Annotated in this window: 15 protein-coding genes; 9 read left to right on the top strand and 6 right to left on the bottom strand. The window is 61.1% G+C overall.

The features are described from left to right. The first annotated feature begins 147 nt into the window (after positions 1–147). Positions 148–2,427: an NADP-dependent oxaloacetate-decarboxylating malate dehydrogenase gene (gene maeB, locus MMS95_RS18365; protein WP_004936542.1), complete on the top strand. Its 2,280-nt coding sequence runs from the start codon at positions 148–150 to the stop codon at positions 2,425–2,427. Positions 2,428–2,476: 49 nt separating this feature from the next. On the opposite strand, the gene mmuM is transcribed toward maeB, so the two are convergent. Next, a complete protein-coding gene (mmuM, locus tag MMS95_RS18370) occupies positions 2,477–3,415 on the bottom strand; it encodes a homocysteine S-methyltransferase (protein ID WP_099982391.1) in 939 nt (312 codons plus the stop codon). After that, on the bottom strand, positions 3,405–4,814 hold the full coding sequence (mmuP, locus tag MMS95_RS18375) for an S-methylmethionine permease (RefSeq protein WP_033639696.1): 1,410 nt from the start codon (positions 4,812–4,814) through the stop codon (positions 3,405–3,407). Before mmuP ends, mmuM begins: the two co-directional genes overlap by 11 nt. Positions 4,815–4,991: 177 nt before the next feature. Between mmuP and MMS95_RS18380 the strand changes: the two genes are divergently transcribed. The 4 genes from MMS95_RS18380 to MMS95_RS18395 all read left to right on the top strand — a co-directional run bounded on the left by MMS95_RS18380 (position 4,992) and on the right by MMS95_RS18395 (position 11,296). Next, positions 4,992–5,831, top strand: a complete 840-nt coding sequence (locus MMS95_RS18380; protein WP_099982434.1) for a ChaN family lipoprotein — start codon at positions 4,992–4,994, stop codon at positions 5,829–5,831. Positions 5,832–5,933: 102 nt separating this feature from the next. After that, positions 5,934–6,731: a TonB family protein gene (locus MMS95_RS18385; protein ID WP_242142047.1), complete on the top strand. Its 798-nt coding sequence runs from the start codon at positions 5,934–5,936 to the stop codon at positions 6,729–6,731. A gap of 54 nt (positions 6,732–6,785) precedes the next feature. Then, entirely contained in the window at positions 6,786–8,912 is a 2,127-nt protein-coding gene (locus tag MMS95_RS18390; RefSeq protein ID WP_242142049.1) for a S9 family peptidase, read from the top strand. A 122-nt stretch (positions 8,913–9,034) separates the two neighbouring features. Beyond that, positions 9,035–11,296, top strand: a complete 2,262-nt coding sequence (locus MMS95_RS18395) for a TonB-dependent receptor (RefSeq protein ID WP_049243142.1) — start codon at positions 9,035–9,037, stop codon at positions 11,294–11,296. A gap of 22 nt (positions 11,297–11,318) precedes the next feature. Here MMS95_RS18395 and MMS95_RS18400 read toward each other — a convergent pair whose 3' ends face one another. The 3 genes from MMS95_RS18400 to amiA form a co-directional block, all read right to left on the bottom strand. After that, positions 11,319–11,774 carry a YaiI/YqxD family protein gene (locus MMS95_RS18400; RefSeq protein WP_004936514.1) on the bottom strand — a complete coding sequence of 152 codons (456 nt, stop codon included), beginning with the start codon at positions 11,772–11,774 and terminating at the stop codon, positions 11,319–11,321. Next, a complete protein-coding gene (hemF, locus tag MMS95_RS18405) occupies positions 11,774–12,694 on the bottom strand; it encodes an oxygen-dependent coproporphyrinogen oxidase (RefSeq protein ID WP_015378680.1) in 921 nt (306 codons plus the stop codon). The genes MMS95_RS18400 and hemF overlap by 1 nt, the downstream gene beginning before the upstream one ends. A 65-nt stretch (positions 12,695–12,759) precedes the next feature. Then, positions 12,760–13,641: an N-acetylmuramoyl-L-alanine amidase AmiA gene (amiA, locus tag MMS95_RS18410; RefSeq protein WP_021505629.1), complete on the bottom strand. Its 882-nt coding sequence runs from the start codon at positions 13,639–13,641 to the stop codon at positions 12,760–12,762. A 205-nt stretch (positions 13,642–13,846) separates the two neighbouring features. Between amiA and MMS95_RS18415 the strand changes: the two genes are divergently transcribed. Then, positions 13,847–14,272 carry a GNAT family acetyltransferase gene (locus MMS95_RS18415; protein ID WP_004936504.1) on the top strand — a complete coding sequence of 142 codons (426 nt, stop codon included), beginning with the start codon at positions 13,847–13,849 and terminating at the stop codon, positions 14,270–14,272. 41 nt (positions 14,273–14,313) lie between these two features. Here the strand turns inward: MMS95_RS18415 and MMS95_RS18420 are convergent, their stop codons facing one another. Then, positions 14,314–14,712 carry a YgiW/YdeI family stress tolerance OB fold protein gene (locus MMS95_RS18420; RefSeq protein WP_004936500.1) on the bottom strand — a complete coding sequence of 133 codons (399 nt, stop codon included), beginning with the start codon at positions 14,710–14,712 and terminating at the stop codon, positions 14,314–14,316. A gap of 174 nt (positions 14,713–14,886) precedes the next feature. Between MMS95_RS18420 and MMS95_RS18425 the strand changes: the two genes are divergently transcribed. The 3 genes from MMS95_RS18425 (at position 14,887) to MMS95_RS18435 (ending at position 17,172) form a co-directional block, all read left to right on the top strand. Further along, positions 14,887–15,351, top strand: coding sequence for a DUF2919 domain-containing protein (locus tag MMS95_RS18425; RefSeq protein ID WP_242142051.1), 465 nt, complete (start codon positions 14,887–14,889; stop codon positions 15,349–15,351). 156 nt (positions 15,352–15,507) lie between these two features. Continuing rightward, entirely contained in the window at positions 15,508–16,095 is a 588-nt protein-coding gene (locus MMS95_RS18430) for an RpoE-regulated lipoprotein (RefSeq protein WP_004936494.1), read from the top strand. A gap of 177 nt (positions 16,096–16,272) precedes the next feature. After that, complete coding sequence (locus tag MMS95_RS18435) at positions 16,273–17,172, top strand: Dyp-type peroxidase (protein ID WP_004936493.1); 900 nt, start codon at positions 16,273–16,275, stop codon at positions 17,170–17,172. Positions 17,173–17,228: the final 56 nt, after the last annotated feature.

Here is a 17,228-nt window from a genome sequence, read left to right on the forward strand (position 1 = left end):
GTTATGGCGCGCTTCAAAGTTTGTGATGTTTCTCTCACTATACTTCAAGGCTGTGCCCTGTCATTGTAATTGGGCGCCATGGCCCACGGCAGGGCGCAGCCTCAAAGCCTTACCTCAACATAAAAGCAAAAAACAAAGGAATCCATAATGGACGAACAGCTCAAACAGAGTGCCCTTGATTTCCATCAGTTTCCTGTCCCAGGGAAGATCCAGGTTTCCCCTACCAAACCGTTGGCGACTCAGCGCGATCTGGCGCTGGCCTATTCGCCGGGCGTCGCCGCGCCTTGCCTCGAGATCGCCGAAGATCCGCTGGCGGCCTACAAATACACCGCGCGCGGCAATCTGGTGGCGGTGATTTCCAACGGCACGGCGGTACTGGGTCTGGGCAATATCGGCGCGTTGGCCGGTAAGCCGGTGATGGAAGGCAAGGGCGTTTTGTTCAAGAAGTTTTCCGGTATCGATGTATTTGATATCGAAGTGGATGAGCATAACCCTGACAAATTAATCGACATTATCGCCGCGCTGGAACCGACCTTCGGCGGCATCAACCTGGAAGATATCAAGGCGCCGGAGTGTTTCTACATCGAACAGAAACTGCGTGAACGCATGAAGATCCCGGTGTTCCACGACGACCAGCACGGCACGGCGATCATTACCACCGCCGCGGTGCTCAACGGCCTGCGCGTGGTGAAGAAGAACATCTCCGATGTGCGGCTGGTGGTGTCCGGCGCCGGCGCGGCGTCCATCGCCTGCCTGAACCTGCTGGTGGCGCTGGGGCTGCGTCAGCAGAACATCACCGTCTGCGACTCCAAAGGCGTCATCTATAAAGGCCGCGACGCCAATATGGAACAGACCAAAGCCGCCTACGCCATCGAGGATAACGGCCAGCGCACGCTGGGCGACGCCATCCCGAACGCCGACATCTTCCTCGGCTGCTCCGGCCCGGGCGTCCTGACGCAGGATATGGTGAAAACCATGGCGCGCGATCCGCTGATCATGGCGCTGGCCAACCCGGAACCGGAAATTCTGCCGCCGCTGGCCAAAGCGGTGCGCCCGGACGCCATCATCTGTACCGGCCGTTCCGACTACCCGAACCAGGTGAACAACGTCCTGTGCTTCCCGTTCATTTTCCGCGGCGCGCTCGACGTGGGCGCCACCACCATCAACGAAGAGATGAAGCTGGCCTGCGTGCACGCCATCGCCGATCTGGCGCTGGCGGAGCAGAGCGACGTGGTGGCTTCCGCGTATGACGATCAGGATCTCTCCTTCGGGCCGGAATACATCATTCCGAAACCGTTCGATCCGCGTCTGATCGTCAAGATCGCGCCGGCGGTGGCCAAGGCGGCGATGGATTCCGGCGTGGCGACGCGCCCGATCGAAGACTTCGACGCCTACGTGGAGAAGCTGGCGGAGTTCGTCTACAAAACCAACCTGTTCATGAAACCGATCTTCTCGCAGGCGCGCAAAGAGATGAAGCGGGTAGTGCTGGCGGAAGGCGAGGAAGAGCGCGTGCTGCACGCCACGCAAGAGCTGGTGTCGCAGGGGCTGGCCTTCCCGATCCTGGTCGGCCGGCCGAGCGTGATCGAGATGCGCTTGAAAAAGCTGGGCCTGCAGCTGACGCCGGGCAAAGATTTCGAAGTGGTGAACAACGAGTCGGATCCGCGCTTCAACGAATACTGGGGCGAGTACTACCAGATCATGAAACGCCGCGGCGTCTCGCAAGAGCAGGCGCGCCGCGCGGTGATCGGCAACCCGACGCTGATCGCCGCCATCATGCTGCACCGCGGCGAAGCGGATGCGATGATCTGCGGCACCATCGGCAGCTACCACGAGCATTACGACGTGGTGAAGAACGTGTTCGGTTTCCGTGAAGGCGCGCACGTCGCCGGCGCGATGAACGCGCTGCTGCTGCCGAGCGGCAACACCTTTATCGCCGACACCTACGTCAACGACGATCCGACGCCGGAACAGCTGGCGGAGATCACCCTGATGGCGGCGGAAACCGTGCGCCGCTTCGGCATCGAACCGAAAGTGGCGCTGCTGTCTCACTCCAGCTTCGGCTCGTCTGACTGCCCGGCGGCGCGCAAGATGCGCAAAACGCTGGAGCTGGTGAACGAGCTGGCGCCGGAGCTGGAGATCGACGGTGAAATGCACGGCGACGCCGCGCTGGTGGAAAGCATCCGTCACGATCTGATGCCGGACAGCCCGCTGAAAGGCTCGGCCAACCTGCTGATCATGCCGAACATGGAAGCGGCGCGCATCAGTTACAACCTGCTGCGCGTCTCCTGCTCGGAAGGGGTGACCGTCGGGCCGGTGCTGATGGGGGTCGCCAAGCCGGTGCACATCCTGACGCCGATCGCCTCGGTGCGCCGCATCGTCAACATGGTGGCGCTGGCGGTGGTGGAAGCCCAGACCGAACCGCTGTAAGGCCGGGATGAATGACTGGCCCCCTGCGCCGTAGGCGCCGGGGGCTTTTTTATGCCTTACAGCGCGCGGCGATGGCGCGAATATCCTGCGGGGTGGTGCGGCAACAGCCGCCGATCAAATGTGCGCCGAGCGCACGCCACTCTACCGCCTGATCGGCCAGGCTGCCGTGTTCGCCGCCGCAGGCGTGCCAGGTTTTGCTCACCGCATCGTAATGCTCCCCGGAGTTCGGGTAGACCAGCAGCGGTTTGTCGGCCAGCGCGCTCAGCTGACGCAGCGCCGGGGCGACCTTGTCCAGCGCGATGCAGTTGATGCCGATCGCCAGCACCTGCGGGTTGCCGCGCAGTGCGGACATGACCTCCGTCAGCGGCGTGCCGTCGCTGAGGTGTTGGCTGTCGCGCAGGGTGAAGGCGAACCAGGCGCCGAGCGTCGGGAACTCCTGCAGCAGCGTCAGCAGCGCCTGCAGTTCAGCGAACGACGGCAGCGTTTCGCAGGCCAGCAGATCGACGCCGGCGGCGGCCAGCGCGGCGAGGCGCGGGCGGTGGAAGGCAATGAAGTCATCCTGCGCCAGCCGATAGTCGCCGCGGTATTCCGAGCCGTCGGCCAGATAGGCGCCGTACGGGCCTACAGAACCGGCGATCAGCAGCGGCGCGGCCTGCGGGTGTTCGGCCAGATAATCGTGGCGCGCGCGTTGCGCCAGCTGCACGCTTTTGGCGATCAGCGCCAGCGACCGATCCTGATCCAGGCCGCGACGCAAGAAGCCCTGCGGCGTGGCCTGATAGCTGGCGGTGATGGCGCATTGAGCGCCGGCGTTGAAATAATCGAGATGCACCTGATAGATAAGCTCGGGATTTTCAATCAGCACCTTGGCCGACCACAGCGGATCGGTCAGATCGCAGCCGCGCGCTTCCAGTTCGGTGGCCAGCGCACCGTCCAGGATCAGCGTCGGCTGTTCGGCCAGCAGGCGGGCGACGGGGTTGTTAACCGACATGTTGTTCTCCCAAAGCATTTTTTTGCCCGGCGCGCCGGGTCAGGAAATAGGTGAGGTAGCACAGGGCGACGAACGGCAGCCCGCAGTAGAGCGCAATGCGCTGCTCCGGATCGAACGCCAGCCCGATACAGGCCAGCAGGCACAACGCAAAGCCGAGGATCGGCGTCAATGGATAGCCGGGGGCGCGGTATTTCAGGCCGCTTATCGGCTGGCCGCTGCGCAGATAGGCGCGGCGGAAAGCATAGTGGGCGGCGCAGATGCTCAGCCACACCGCCACCACCGCAAAGCCGGAGATCGCCGACAGGGCGACGAACACCGTGTCCGGCGCGATCACGCTGGTCAGCAGCGCCAGCACGCCGCCGAGCATGCTGAAGGTCAGGGCGTTGATCGGAATGCCGCGTGCATTGACGCGCGCAAAGTAGGCCGGCAGGGTACGCTGGTGGGCCAGCGACCACAGCATGCGCCCCGAAGCGTACAGGCCGGAGTTGGCCGCCGACAGGATGGCGGTCAGGATCACGAAGTTGAAGATATCGGCGGCGTAAGGCACGCCGATGCGTTCAAACACCAACACGAACGGGCTTTTGACGATCCCCGCCTGATCCATCGGGATCAACGCCGCCAGCACGAAGACCGTGCCGATAAAGAACAGCATCAGGCGGATCACCGTGGTGCGGATCGCCAGCGGCACGACTTTCTCCGGGTTCTCGGTTTCACCGGCGGCGATGCCGATCAGTTCCGTGCCGGAGAAGGCAAAGTTCACCGCCACCATGGTCATCAGGATCGGCAGCGTGCCGTGCGGCAGCCAGCCGGAAGCGGTCAGGTTATGCAGGAACGGCGCCGGCGTGCCGTCTTTCATCGGCAGCAGGCCGAACATGGCGGCGCCGCCCAGAATGATGAACGCCAGAATGGTCACCACTTTGATCAGCGAAAACCAGAATTCGCTTTCGGCAAAAAAACGGGTGGTCACGACGTTGAGCAGGAAAATCGCCGCGCAGAAGATCAGGCACCACAGCCACACCGGCGACTGCGGGAACCAGTACTGCATGCAGAATCCGGCGGCGGTCAGGCTGGAGCCCAGCGCCACCGTCCAGGTGAGCCAATACAGCCAGGCGACGGCATAGCCGGTGGCCGGCCCCAGATAGCGCGAAGCGTAGACGTGAAAGGCGCCGGTTTCCGGCATCGCCACAGACAGCTCACCCAGGCACAGCATCACCAGATACACCACCAGCGCGCCGATCAGGTAAGCCAGCAGGGTGCCGAGCGCGCCGGTGGTGGAGATGATGTAGCCGGTGTTGAAAAACAGCCCGGTGCCGATCACGCCGCCCAGCGACAACATCACCAGGTGCCGGGCCTTCATGCTGCGTTTGAACTGCCCTGCGGCGGGCGCCGATGCGTGCATAATAATCTATCCGTATAGACGTCTAAATATCTGAATGGCTATTGGTTATACCTGTAATGCCTTTTTAACGCAATGCGCCACCGGCGATCGCCGCGTAAAAAAATCGTTAAGTCGGATCTATATGCAAATGATAATTATTATCTATAATGTCGCCATTTTCGCTAATGGGACAACATGATGAGATATCTGATTTTATTGGCGGCCTTGGCGCTCGGCGCCTGCAGCCAAACGCCGGTGAAGGCACCGGCCAATGACATCGCGAGTTTGGGGAGCATCACCGATCTGCACAGCGGTGCGAGCCTGACGCCGGAGCAGCTGTTGACGCGATTGGCGCAGCAGCCGCGGGTGATCGTCGGGGAAAAACATGACAATCCTTACCACCATCAGGTTGAGCAATGGCTGGTGCAGCAACTGCCGGCGCGGCGGCCGCAGGGCAGCGTGCTGATGGAGATGATCAACCCGAACCAGCAGGCGCAGGTGGACAAAGTCAAGCAGTGGCTGCAGAGCGACCCCACAGTGCGTGACGGCCGCGTGGCGGAGCTGATCGCCTGGCAGCCGGGCTGGAAGTGGGAACTGTATGGCGGGGTGACGATGGCGGCGATGCGCGCGCCATACCCGCTGTGGTCAGCCAACCTGGATCGCAGCGAGATTACGGCGTTCTATCAGCAGCCGCAGTTCCCGGCGGGGCAGCTATCGGCGCAGCCGGCGGTGCGCAAGGCGCTGGAAGAGACCATCCGCACTTCGCACGGCGGCAAGATTGAGGCCGACCAACTGCACGCGATGTTGGCGATCCAGCAGCAGCGCGATCGGCGCATGGCGGAACGTTTGCTGGCGGCGCCCACGCCCGCGCTGTTAATCGCCGGCGGCTATCACGCCGCCAAATCGGTGGGCGTGCCGCTGCACGTGCGGGATCTGCAACCGGCGGCGGCGCCGACGGTGCTGATGCTGGCGGAGCCGGGCGTACAGGTCGATGCGAACACAGCGGACTACCTGTGGATCACACCATCAGTGAAATGAATACGTTAAGGCAGTGAAAAGGGGTGTTAATTATAGTTGCAAATGATTATCATTAGTAAATGTGATCTGCAATCATTCGCAATTAAGCAAGCTAATGCCCCTATGTTAAGTCAGTCTTATTCCCTTCCGGCCTTTGAGCTGCCGCAGCCGCGCTGGGCGCGTGGCTTGCTGCTCGCCCTGGCGGCGCACGCGGCTTTGGTGCTGCTGTTTTATTGGCCGCAGACGGCGCTGGAGCCGGTGGCGCTGCCGCCGCCGGCGGTGATGATGAGCTGGGCGGCGCAGATTAAAGCGCCGGAAAGCAAACCGCTGCCGCTGGGCGTGCAGCAGACGGAGTCCGCCGCGGCGCAGCCCGCTGAGCAGCAGCAACAGCCGGATCTGCCCAAGCTGGCGCGCGCCGATAAAGCGAAAATCGTGACGGCGCAGCAGAAGCGGGCCGAACGCCGTCCGCCGCAAAAAACGCAGCCGAAGCCGCAGGAACAGGCCAAAGAGACGCGCAACGCCGCCGCGTCCAGCGCCGCCGCACCGCAGGCGCAGACGCTCTCTCACCAAACCGCCGCCCCGATCAACAGCGACGCCAACAGCAGCGCGCAGGCCAAGCTGTCGTGGGAGAGTCTGGTGAAGGGCAAACTGAACCGCATCAAAGAGTATCCCCCGGATGCCCGCAACCGCCGGCGTAGCGGCATGCCGCTGGTCAGTTTTAGCGTCGACGCGCACGGGCGGGTGTCGAACGTGACTCTGCAGATCCGTTCCGGCACCGCGTCGCTGGATCGGGAAGCGGTAGCGGTGGTGTCGCGCGCGCAGCCGTTGCCGCCGCCGCCGCCGGAGATGCTGCAGCAGGGGGCCGTCAGGGTAAGGATGTCGATCGATTTCAATCTGGCGGAGCTGAACGCCCGCCGTTAATGCCCGCAGACGCCGCCTCGCCGCCGTCCGCCTTTTCAAACTTCGTGAGGGATTATGAATCCGCTGTTATTCACCCCGCGTCGCCGCATCGCGGCCGCGCTCTGGCTTTCTTTAGGCGTCGCCGGCGCCGCGCTGGCGCAACCGCAGCCGCCGTTGGCGGAACGGGCGCCGAAAGCGCTGACGGCCCACGGCGAGACGCGCACCGACGATTATTACTGGCTGCGCGACGACAGCCGAAAAGAGCCGAAGGTGCTGGACTACCTGAAGGCGGAGAACCGCTACACCGAGCAGATGATGGCGCCGTACCAGAAGCTGCGCGCCACGCTGTATCAGGAGATGCTGGGCCGCATGAGCCCTGACGATCGTTCGGTGCCGTATCAGCTCAACGGCTATCGCTATCAGGAAAGCTACGCCGCCGGTAAAGATTTCGCGCGGTATCAGCGCCAGGCGCTCACCGGCGACACGCCGTGGCAAACCCTGTTGGACGCCAATCAGCGCGCGGCAGGCCATGCCTATTATCGCCTGGGGGCGCTGGACGTCAGTCTGGACAACCGCCGCCTGGCGGTAGCCGAAGATCTGCAGGGCCGCCGCCAATACCGCATCTCCCTGCGCGAGATAGACAGTGAGCGTTGGTCGCCGGAAACGCTGGAAAACACCTCCGGCAACATGGTGTGGGCCAACGACAGCCAAACCCTGTTCTACGTGCGCAACCACCCGCAAACGCTGTTGCCGTACCAGGTCTATCGCCATCAGTACGGTACGCCGACGGCGGAAGATAAGCTGGTGTACCAGGAGAACGATCCGGCGTTCTACCTCAGCCTCAGCCGTTCTTCTTCGCGTGACTACTTGATACTCACCATCAGCGGCAACACCACCTCCGAAGTGCGCCTGATCGACGCCAACCAGCCGCAGCGCGAGCCGCAGCTGTTCGCCGCCCGGCAAAATGGCCGCGAGTATTATCTCGATCACTACCGCGGCGAGTTCTATCTGCGTTCCAACCATCAGGATCCGAACTTCGGCCTGTACCGCACGGCGGCGGCGGGCAACCCCTGGCAGACGCTGATTGCGCCGCAGGCGCAGCACGAGGTGGAGAGCTTCAGCCTGTTCCGCGACTGGCTGGTGGTGCAGGAACGCGCCAACGGACTGGTGCAGCTGCGGCAAATCAGCTGGGACCGTAAAACCGAGCGCGCCATCCCGTTCGACGACGCCAGCTACATGGCCTGGTTGGGCTATAACCCGGAGCCGGACAGCGATCGGTTGCGCTACGGCTATTCGGCGATGACCACGCCGACCCGCACCTATGAGTGGGATCTGAACAAGGGCGAGCGCACCCTGCTCAAGCAACAGGAAGTGAAAGGCGTCGATCCCAGCCTGTATCACAGCGAACGCATTTGGATCACGGCGCGCGACGGCGTGAAGGTGCCGGTCTCGCTGGTATATCGCAAATCGCTGTTCAAAAACGGCCATAACCCGCTGCTGGTCTACGGCTATGGCGCTTACGGCATGAGCATGGATCCGGCGTTCAGCGCCAACCGTATCAGCCTGCTGGATCGCGGCTTCGTCTATGCGCTGATCCACGTGCGTGGCGGCGGCGAGTTGGGGCAGAGCTGGTACAAACAGGGCAAGCTGACGCACAAACCGAACAGTTTCAACGATTTCATCGACGCCACTCAGGCGTTGATCAACGGCGGCTACGGCCAACCGGGACGCATCTATGCCATGGGCGGCAGCGCTGGCGGTTTGCTGATGGGGGCGGTGATCAATCAGGCACCGCAGCTGTACAACGCGGTGGTGGCACAGGTGCCGTTCGTCGACGTGGTGACCACCATGCTGGATGACAGCATTCCGCTGACCACCGGGGAATACGAGGAGTGGGGCAACCCGCACCAGCCGGCCGCCTATGCGCTGATGAAGTCCTACAGCCCGTACGACAACGTGCGCAAGCAGCATTATCCGAACCTGCTGGTCACCAGCGGTTTGTACGACTCGCAGGTGCAGTATTGGGAGCCGGCCAAATGGGTGGCGAAGCTGCGGCGTTTCAAACAGGGCGATTCGCTGTTGCTGCTCTCCACCGACATGACCGCCGGCCACGGCGGCAAATCGGGCCGCCTGGCGCGGCTGGAAAACGGCGCGCTGGAGTACGCCTTTATTTTGGCGGCGGATCGGCAGACGCAGAAATAACCTTCAGCGCCGCGGCACGCTGCGGCGCAATAAAACAATAACAATCTTTTACCGCGCGTTTCGGCGGGCTTTTTGCTGGGCATTGTCGGCCATCAAACCTTATTGGCTATTTCTGGGGATATATGAAAATCAAAATGATAGCGAGCCTGATCGGCGCGGGACTGGCGCTGTACGGGCCGGCTGCGGCCGCGCAGGAACAGGCGGAAAATAATAAAGGCAGCGTGGCGTTCAGCCCGCTTAACGTCTCGGCCGCCGACGGCGGCAAGAGCAGTGAAAAAGAGGCGTTGGCGAGGCCTGGCGCATTCAGCTCGCGCGACGAAAACAAAAATCTGGAGTCGGTGGACAGCATTCTGCGCAGCATGCCGGGCACCTATACCCAGATTGACCCCAGTCAGGGGGCGGTCAGCGTCAATATTCGCGGCCTGAGCGGCTTCGGCCGGGTTAACACCATGGTCGATGGCATTACCCAAAACTATTACGGTACTTCCACGTCTGGCGTGATATCGCACGGTTCGACCAATAACCAGGCGGGCGTTTTGATTGACCCCAATTTCATCGTCGGCGTGGATGTGGCGCGCGGTGAGAACAGCGGCGGCAGCGGCGTAAACGCGTTGGCGGGCAGCGCCAACTTCCGCACTATCGGTGTTGATGATGTGATCTTTTCCGGCAATCCTTTCGGCGTGAGAACCAAATTCTCGGTTGGCAGCAACGGCATTGGCCGCAGCGGCATGATCGCCGTCGCCGGCAAGGGACAGGCGTTTACCGATACCGGCAGCATTGGCGCGATGGCCGCGGTCAGTGGGAGCTCTATTTATTCGAACTTCAACAATGGCGACGGTATCAGCAGCGAAGATTTTGGGTACGATGAATTTATGAAGCAAAATCCCAAGTCACAGCTGTTCAAACTGGATATCAAGCCTAACGAGTTCAATAGCATTGAGTTTTCCGCCAGGAACTACCAAAACCGCTTTTCTCGGCGCGATATCGATAGTCATGACCTCTACCTCAAATATCACTATGCGCCGTTTTCGGAGCTGGTGGATTTAAACTTCACCGTCAGCACCAGTAAAGGCAATCAGAAATACGACGGCGGTTCGCTATTCACCTTCTTTAACACCAATGCAAAAAACCGCTCCGATGCGCTGGATATCAACAACACCAGCCGATTCAGCCTGCTGGATACTGATGTAGCCTTCAGTTATGGCGGCAAGCTGATGCGCAACCAATACCGCAAACATGTTGAATCGGCGATAGAGAATGCGCAGACGGCGCAGGAGGCGATAGAAAATAACACCTTCGCGCCATCCGGCGAGCAGCGAATCGGCAGTTTATATACCGGCCTGCAGCTTAACCGGGATATCTATCAGCTCGATCTCAACCTGAACTACACCAGCAACAAGCTGACCGGCTACAAGCCTGAATGCGATTATCGCGTGGAATGCTTCCCGCAAGGGGCCGCGAACATCAATTTGAAAGAGCAAGGGTTCAATCCTTCGGTCATGCTATCGGCGCAGGTGACGCCGTGGTTGCAGCCATTCGTCAGCTACAGCAAATCGATGCGTGCGCCGAACATTCAAGAAGTGTTCTATTCCAACTCGGGTGGCGCATCGATGAACCCGTTCCTCAAGGGGGAACGGGCGGAAACCTGGCAGGCCGGCTTCAATGCCAACGGACACGATCTGTTGGTGAAGGAAGATTCATTGCGCCTTAAGGTCGTGGGCTATACCAGTAAGGTACGTAATTACATCTTCAGCGAGTCCTACATGGTATGCCGCAATGGGCGGAAATGCAGTTATCGCGAAAATCTGGAAAACGATTGGGCCGATGCGAGCGAAGATTACTCGGACAACATGTATATCTACGTCAACTCTCTGACGCCGGTACGCATGCATGGTGTTGAGGTTGAAGCCAACTATGACGCCGGTCGAGCATTCGCCCGCGTCTCTTTCAGCAAGCAACACACCGAGCAGCCGACCTCCATCGCCAGCACCTATTTCGGCGCCGGGGATATCAATGAACTACCGGACATGTATTTTACGTTGGATACCGGGGTGCGTTTCCTTGATGAATCGCTAACCGTCGGCAGCATCGTGAAATACACGGGCAAAACGCGTCGCTTGTCGCCGGATTATGAACAGAGCGAAGTGACCGGTGAAATCCTGAAGCAAGAGATGCCGAACATTCCTACCATTATTGACCTGTACAGCACTTATCAGATCAACCGCAACGTCATGCTGAAATTTAGCGTGCAAAACGTGATGAACAAGAGCTATTCCGAGGCGTTGAACAAACTGAATATGTTGCCGATCCAAGGGGATGACGCGACGGCCGCCAACACCGCCCGTGGGCGGACTTATATCTTCGGCGGGGAGGTGCGCTTCTAAACCGCAGCAGAGCAGGGCGCAGTCACTGCGCCCGTTTCGCCTGCAGCAGCCATTTGTCCAGCTCGTTGGCGAACTGCTGGCGGTCGCGCTGGTTCAGGGCGTTCGGGCCGCCGGTCTGAATGCCGCTGGCGCGCAGGGTATCCATAAAATCGCGCATGTTGAGGCGCTCGCGGATGGTGTCCGGCGTATAGCGCTCGCCGCGCGGGTTCAGCGCCACCGCCCCTTTCTCTATCACCTCCGCCGCCAGCGGGATGTCGGCGGTGATCACCAGATCGCCCGCTTCGCAGCGGCGCACGATCTCGTTATCGGCCACGTCGAAACCGGCCGCCACCTGCAGCGAACGGATGTACTTCGACGGCGGCGTGCGCAATGGCTGGTTCGCCACCAGCGTGACGGTGATGGCGGTGCGATCGGCGGCGCGGAACAGCACCTCTTTGATCACGTTCGGACAGGCGTCCGCATCGACCCAAATCTGCATCATTTCGGCTCCTGCAGCCAGTCGCGCACCGGCAGGAAATCGCGCGTCAGCGCCGCTTCCGGGCTGTCGGCCTCCGGCTGGTAGTTATATTCCCAACGCACCAACGGCGGCATCGACATCAGGATGGACTCGGTGCGCCCGCCGGTTTGCAGCCCGAACAGCGTGCCGCGATCCCACACCAGGTTGAATTCCACATAGCGGCCGCGGCGATACAGCTGGAACTGGCGCTCGCGCTCGCCCCAGGTCAAGGCCTTGCGTTTTTCGACGATCGGCAGATAGGCGTCGAGGAAGCCCTGGCCCACCGCGCGGGTGAAGGCGAAGCAGTGGTCGAAGTCCGGGGTGTTCAGATCGTCGTAGAACAGGCCGCCGATGCCGCGCGCTTCGTTGCGGTGCTTGATGAAGAAGTAATCGTCGCACCATTGCTTGTATTTAGGGTAAACCTCGTCGCCGAACGGCGCACACAGCTCGGCCGCGGTGCGGTGCCAGTGCACGGCATCCTCTGCGAAACCGTAGAACGGCGTCAGGTCAAAACCGCCGCCGAACCACCACACCGGCGCCTCGCCCGGTTTTTCAGCGATGAAGAAGCGCACGTTGGCGTGGCTGGTGGGGACATAGGGGCTGAGCGGGTGGATAACCAACGAGACGCCCATCGCCTGGAAGCTGCGCCCGGCCAGTTCCGGACGGTGCGCGGTCGCCGAGGCCGGCAGGGTGGCGCCGGAGACGTGCGAGAAGTTGACCCCCGCCTGTTCGAACACCGCGCCGTTGGTCAGCACGCGGCTGCGGCCACCGCCGCCTTCTTCACGCGTCCATTGGTCTTCGGTGAACACGGCGCCGCCGTCGGCCTGGGCGAGCTGCGCGCAGATGTGATCCTGCAGCGCCAGCAGGAAGGATTTTACTTCAGCGATGTTAGGTAAACTCATGCGGGGTCTTTATAGCGTCTGGCTGAACAAGGCGCTGAGTATACTCTTATTCGCCGCCCGCGGCATCAGCGGGGTTTGCGTTGGTGTGCGTCGAAATAGTCGAAGAAGTTGATGATGCCGTCCGCGATGGCGCGGGCGATTTTCTCGCGAAACGCGGTGGTGCCCAGCAGCCGTTCTTCGTTCGGGTTGGTGATGAACGAGGTTTCCACCAGCACCGAGGGGATGGACGGGGATTTCAGCACCGCGAACGCCGCCTGTTCGGTGCTGTCGCTGTGCAGATGGTGCACTGGGCGAATTTGACCGAGCACGTGGCGGCCGAGCGTCAGGCTGTTGTTGATGGTGTCGGTTTGCACCAGATCGAACAGCACCTGCTGCAGGTAGTTGTCCTGATCCTTGTACTTGCCTCCCGCCACGTCGTCGGCGGCGTTTTCACGGTTTGACAGGTAGCGCGCCATGGCGCTGCTGGCGCCGCGGTTGGAGAGGGCGAACACCGAAGCGCCTGAGGCCGACGGGCTGGTGAAACCGTCGGCGTGAATCGAAATGAACAGATCGGCCTGGTGCTGGTGGGCGATCTCCACCCGCTGGAACAGCGGAATGAATTCGTCTTCTTCGCGCGTCAGGCGCGCCTCGACGTGATCGTGCTCATGCAGGAATCGGCGCACGTGGTTGGCGATTTCCAGCACGATGTGTTTTTCCTGCGAACCTTCGTGGCCGACCGCGCCGGAGTCGATGCCGCCGTGACCGGGATCGATCATCACCCGCTTCTTGCCGCCGGCCGGTTTCGCCGCCGGTTTGCTGTGCTGATTGCGCAGCAGGCCTTCCGCCTTGGCGTTTTGGCTTTTCACGCCGAACAGCGCCACCGCCAGACCGGAAAGCAAAAGTTGGCGTCGCGTCGGGGAAACGGCAAGCGGTTTAAAATTGAGGAAGGGTTTACCCTGCTTTTTCATTACGCAACGCTCCGTCGACGTTTCTATTTTGCGACGTTATATCGTATTGATAATCATTAATCGACCCGATAACTATTTCCATTTATTACGCCTGTTACCGGCGATTTCCGGGCAAAATAGCGCGCTAAATCGCAGTTTGATATTGCGTAAGTGAATAATCACGCGATAATCAGATAAACACCTTAATTAACAGCGGCCAACATCGATGGAAATTCGCGTATTTCGACAAGACGACTTTGAAGAAGTCATTACCCTGTGGGAGCGCTGCGATCTGCTGCGGCCCTGGAACGATCCGGAGATGGACATCGAGCGCAAGCTGAACCACGACCCGGAGCTGTTTCTGGTGGCGGAAGTCGGCGGCGAAGTGGTCGGTTCGGTGATGGGCGGCTATGATGGGCACCGCGGCTCGGCGTATTACCTCGGGGTGCATCCCGACTATCGCGGGCGCGGCATCGCCAATGCGTTGATCAACCGTCTGGAGAAGAAGCTGATCGCCCGCGGCTGCCCGAAGATCCAGATCATGGTGCGCGAAGACAACGACACGGTGGTTGAGATGTACGAGAAGCTCGGCTACGAAATCCAGGGCATCACCAGCCTGGGCAAGCGGCTGATCGAAGATCAGGAATATTGATCGAGCGGCGGACGGCGGTATAGCCCGCCCGCCGCAGCGCATTACGGCAGCTTTTTGACGGTTTTTACGTCCACTTCCACGCTGCTCCAGTCTTTATCCACTTTCCCTTCCAACTGCACCTTGTCTTTCGGTGTGACGGTTTGGCCGTTCCAGCGCTTGCGATCGATCTCGACCGTCAGGGTGCCGGTGGCGTCGCGGAAGGTGTAGGTATCGTCGCCGATGCGCTGCTCGATGTTGCCCTGCAGCATCACCCAGGTGTCGTCGCTCAGCGATTTCACCTTGTCCACGGTGGTCAGCGCCGCGCTGGGACCGGAGAAACCGCCCTGCGGAGCGGGTTGCGTTTGCGCCTGCGGCGCGGCCGGATCGAGGAACCCGCCTTGTTGCGCCAGTACCGGTGCGCTGCACAGCGCGATCAGAGCGGCCAGAGTCAGTTTTTTCATGTTGCGCTTCCTTATCGTTATTGAAAATCACATCCCGCTGATATCGGGTGCTTGCTAAGTGATAAGGATTAAAACACGCCGATCTTAAGAGCTTCTTAAGCCGACGCATTGAAATTCCCATCGCCGGCGCCCATCTGTAGCCATAGTCTTTATTCTGTTGGCAAGGAACGAACGTTGAAGCCATTCTCCCCCCGGTTTTCCCCGGACGATTACGATCAGCACGGCGCGCTGCGGCTGCCGCTGGGATTTTGGGCCGTGCTGATTTTGCAGGCGCGCACCTGGCTGTTGTTCGTGATGGCCGGCGCTTCACGTGAGCAGGGCGAAAGCCTGTTGGCGCTGTTTTATCCGGATACCCAACGTTTTTGGTACGGCATGCTGCTCGGTCTGCCGGCGGCGCTGGCGTTTTTGCTGAGCGGCCGTCGCCACCAATGGCCGCGGCTGTGGCGCGGCTGGCGCTGGGGGCTGGCTGTCTCGCTGCTGGCGTCGCTCGGCGGCTCGCTGTTCAGCCTGTGGCGCCAGGACGGCGATCCGCCGGGGCTGGAGCTGGCGTTGGTGTTGCTCGACGCGCTGGCGCTGAGCTATCTGCTGCTGAATGCGCGCCTGAAAGCCTGTTTCGCGCCGCCGGAGCAGGCCGACTAATTGCCGAGAAGTGCGGCACTTTTCGCATTTTCCGCACTCCAAGCTGGCAACCGTTGGCGTAGTGCGGGCCGTTGTGAGAGGCTGGCATGCAGCAAAACGCCGAGTGCGGCAGGCGCGGGCTACCGCGCCGTGCCATTGATGTCTAAGGAGCTAGAGATGAATATTCGCCCCCTGTTGTTAGGGCTTCCGTTGTTACTGACCGGCTGTTCGAGCATGTCCAATTTCTCCTGGTCCAGCCTGTCGCCGTTCAACTGGTTCGGCAGCAGCCTGGAGGTCGGCGCCAAGGGCGTCGGCAAGCTCAACGCCGGCACGCCGATGTCGGAAAGCGCCATCAATGACGGGCTGGACGGCAACTACCGCCTGCGCGGCGGCATGGCGACCAACAACGGCCAGATCGTCTCTTATTACCAGGCGCTGTCCGGCGACGAAGTGAAACTGGTGATCACCGGCGAACCGAAAGGGCGCCTGCAGCGCGTGGACGTGCTGGATCCGAAAGTGGCGACGGAGTGGGGCAACAAGCTCGGCACGCCGTTCGGCGATATGTACAGCAAGGCGTTCGGCTCCTGTAAGCCGGGCAGCGGCGAAGACGCCGGTAAAGTGGAGTGCGTGGCGGAGCAGAGCAAGTACGTCACCTACATCTTCAGCGGCAAGTGGGCCGGGGCGCAGGATATCATTCCGCCGGACGACACCCTGAAAAGCTGGACGGTCAGCAAAATCATCTGGCACGCCAAGCCGCAGCAGTAACGTGTTCAACGGGTGCCGGTTCGCGGCGCCTGCCTTTTCAAGCTATTACCCCTATTTTCTTTGCGCTGCTGCAAGGCAATCGTCCGCGCTTGCGGTATGATAGCGCGCGTTTGTAACAGGGAACCCGCGCGTCAACCGCCATACCTGTTGCCTGGTTTTGGTATTGAGGATAACAACATGACACAGGTTCAGAGCGGCATTCTGCTGGAGCACTGCCGTTTCGCCATTTTTATGGAAGCCAGCGTACAGGGCGAATTCGCCGACTTGCGCCAGGGCTGCAAGCAGTTTTGTCAGACCCTGAGCGAGCTGCAGCAGCAGTTCCCCGATGCGCGCCTCGGCGCGGTGATCGCTTTCGGTTACGACGTTTGGCACGATCTCTCCAGCGGCCAGGGCGCGAAAGAGTTGAAGCCGTTCACGCCGCTCGGCAAAGGGTTGGCGCCGGCCACCCAGCGCGATATGCTGATCCACATCCAGTCGCTGCGCCACGACGTCAACTTCACGCTGGCGCAGGCGGCGCTGGCGGCGTTCGGCAATGTCATCAAGATCGAAGAAGAAACCCACGGCTTCCGCTGGGTGGAAGAGCGCGATCTGAGCGGCTTCATCGACGGCACCGAAAACCCGCAGGGCGACCAGCGCCCGGCAGTGGCGACGATCGCCGAAGGCGAAGAGGACGCCGGCGGCAGCTATGTGCTGGTGCAACGCTACGAGCACAACCTGCGCCAGTGGCAGCGCTTTACCACCGAACAGCAGGAGCAGATCATTGGCCGCACCAAGCACGACAGCGAAGAGCTGCCGGCCGATCAGCGCCCGGATACCTCGCACGTCAGCCGCGTCGATCTGAAAGAGAACGGCAAGGGCCTGAAAATTTTGCGCCAGAGCCTGCCTTACGGCACCGCCAGCGGCAAGCACGGCCTGTTCTTCATCGCCTATTGTGCGCGCCTGCACAATATCGAGCAGCAGCTGCTGAGCATGTTCGGCGATCTGGACGGCAAACGCGACGCGATGTTGCGCTTCAGCCGTGCGGTGACCGGCAGCTACTACTTTGCGCCATCGCTGACGCGCCTGCTGTCACTTTGACGCCGTCGCCGAAGCCGGCGCGTCCGGCTTCGGTCTGTTTTCCCTTCCCAAAACGC

It is taken from the genome of Serratia sp. PGPR-27, from assembly GCF_022678525.1.
Lineage (GTDB): Bacteria > Pseudomonadota > Gammaproteobacteria > Enterobacterales > Enterobacteriaceae > Serratia > Serratia nematodiphila.

Coding starts and splice junctions, on each gene's coding strand:
- hemF (WP_015378680.1), bottom strand. CDS start 12,694: ATGAGTTTACCTAACATCGCTGAAGTAAAATCCTTCCTGCTGGCGCTG.
- mmuM (WP_099982391.1), bottom strand. CDS start 3,415: ATGTCGGTTAACAACCCCGTCGCCCGCCTGCTGGCCGAACAGCCGACG.
- MMS95_RS18430 (WP_004936494.1), top strand. CDS start 15,508: ATGAATATTCGCCCCCTGTTGTTAGGGCTTCCGTTGTTACTGACCGGC.
- MMS95_RS18390 (WP_242142049.1), top strand. CDS start 6,786: ATGAATCCGCTGTTATTCACCCCGCGTCGCCGCATCGCGGCCGCGCTC.
- MMS95_RS18400 (WP_004936514.1), bottom strand. CDS start 11,774: ATGCAGATTTGGGTCGATGCGGACGCCTGTCCGAACGTGATCAAAGAG.
- MMS95_RS18385 (WP_242142047.1), top strand. CDS start 5,934: ATGTTAAGTCAGTCTTATTCCCTTCCGGCCTTTGAGCTGCCGCAGCCG.
- MMS95_RS18415 (WP_004936504.1), top strand. CDS start 13,847: ATGGAAATTCGCGTATTTCGACAAGACGACTTTGAAGAAGTCATTACC.
- MMS95_RS18395 (WP_049243142.1), top strand. CDS start 9,035: ATGAAAATCAAAATGATAGCGAGCCTGATCGGCGCGGGACTGGCGCTG.
- mmuP (WP_033639696.1), bottom strand. CDS start 4,814: ATGCACGCATCGGCGCCCGCCGCAGGGCAGTTCAAACGCAGCATGAAG.
- MMS95_RS18435 (WP_004936493.1), top strand. CDS start 16,273: ATGACACAGGTTCAGAGCGGCATTCTGCTGGAGCACTGCCGTTTCGCC.
- MMS95_RS18420 (WP_004936500.1), bottom strand. CDS start 14,712: ATGAAAAAACTGACTCTGGCCGCTCTGATCGCGCTGTGCAGCGCACCG.
- maeB (WP_004936542.1), top strand. CDS start 148: ATGGACGAACAGCTCAAACAGAGTGCCCTTGATTTCCATCAGTTTCCT.
- MMS95_RS18380 (WP_099982434.1), top strand. CDS start 4,992: ATGAGATATCTGATTTTATTGGCGGCCTTGGCGCTCGGCGCCTGCAGC.
- amiA (WP_021505629.1), bottom strand. CDS start 13,641: ATGAAAAAGCAGGGTAAACCCTTCCTCAATTTTAAACCGCTTGCCGTT.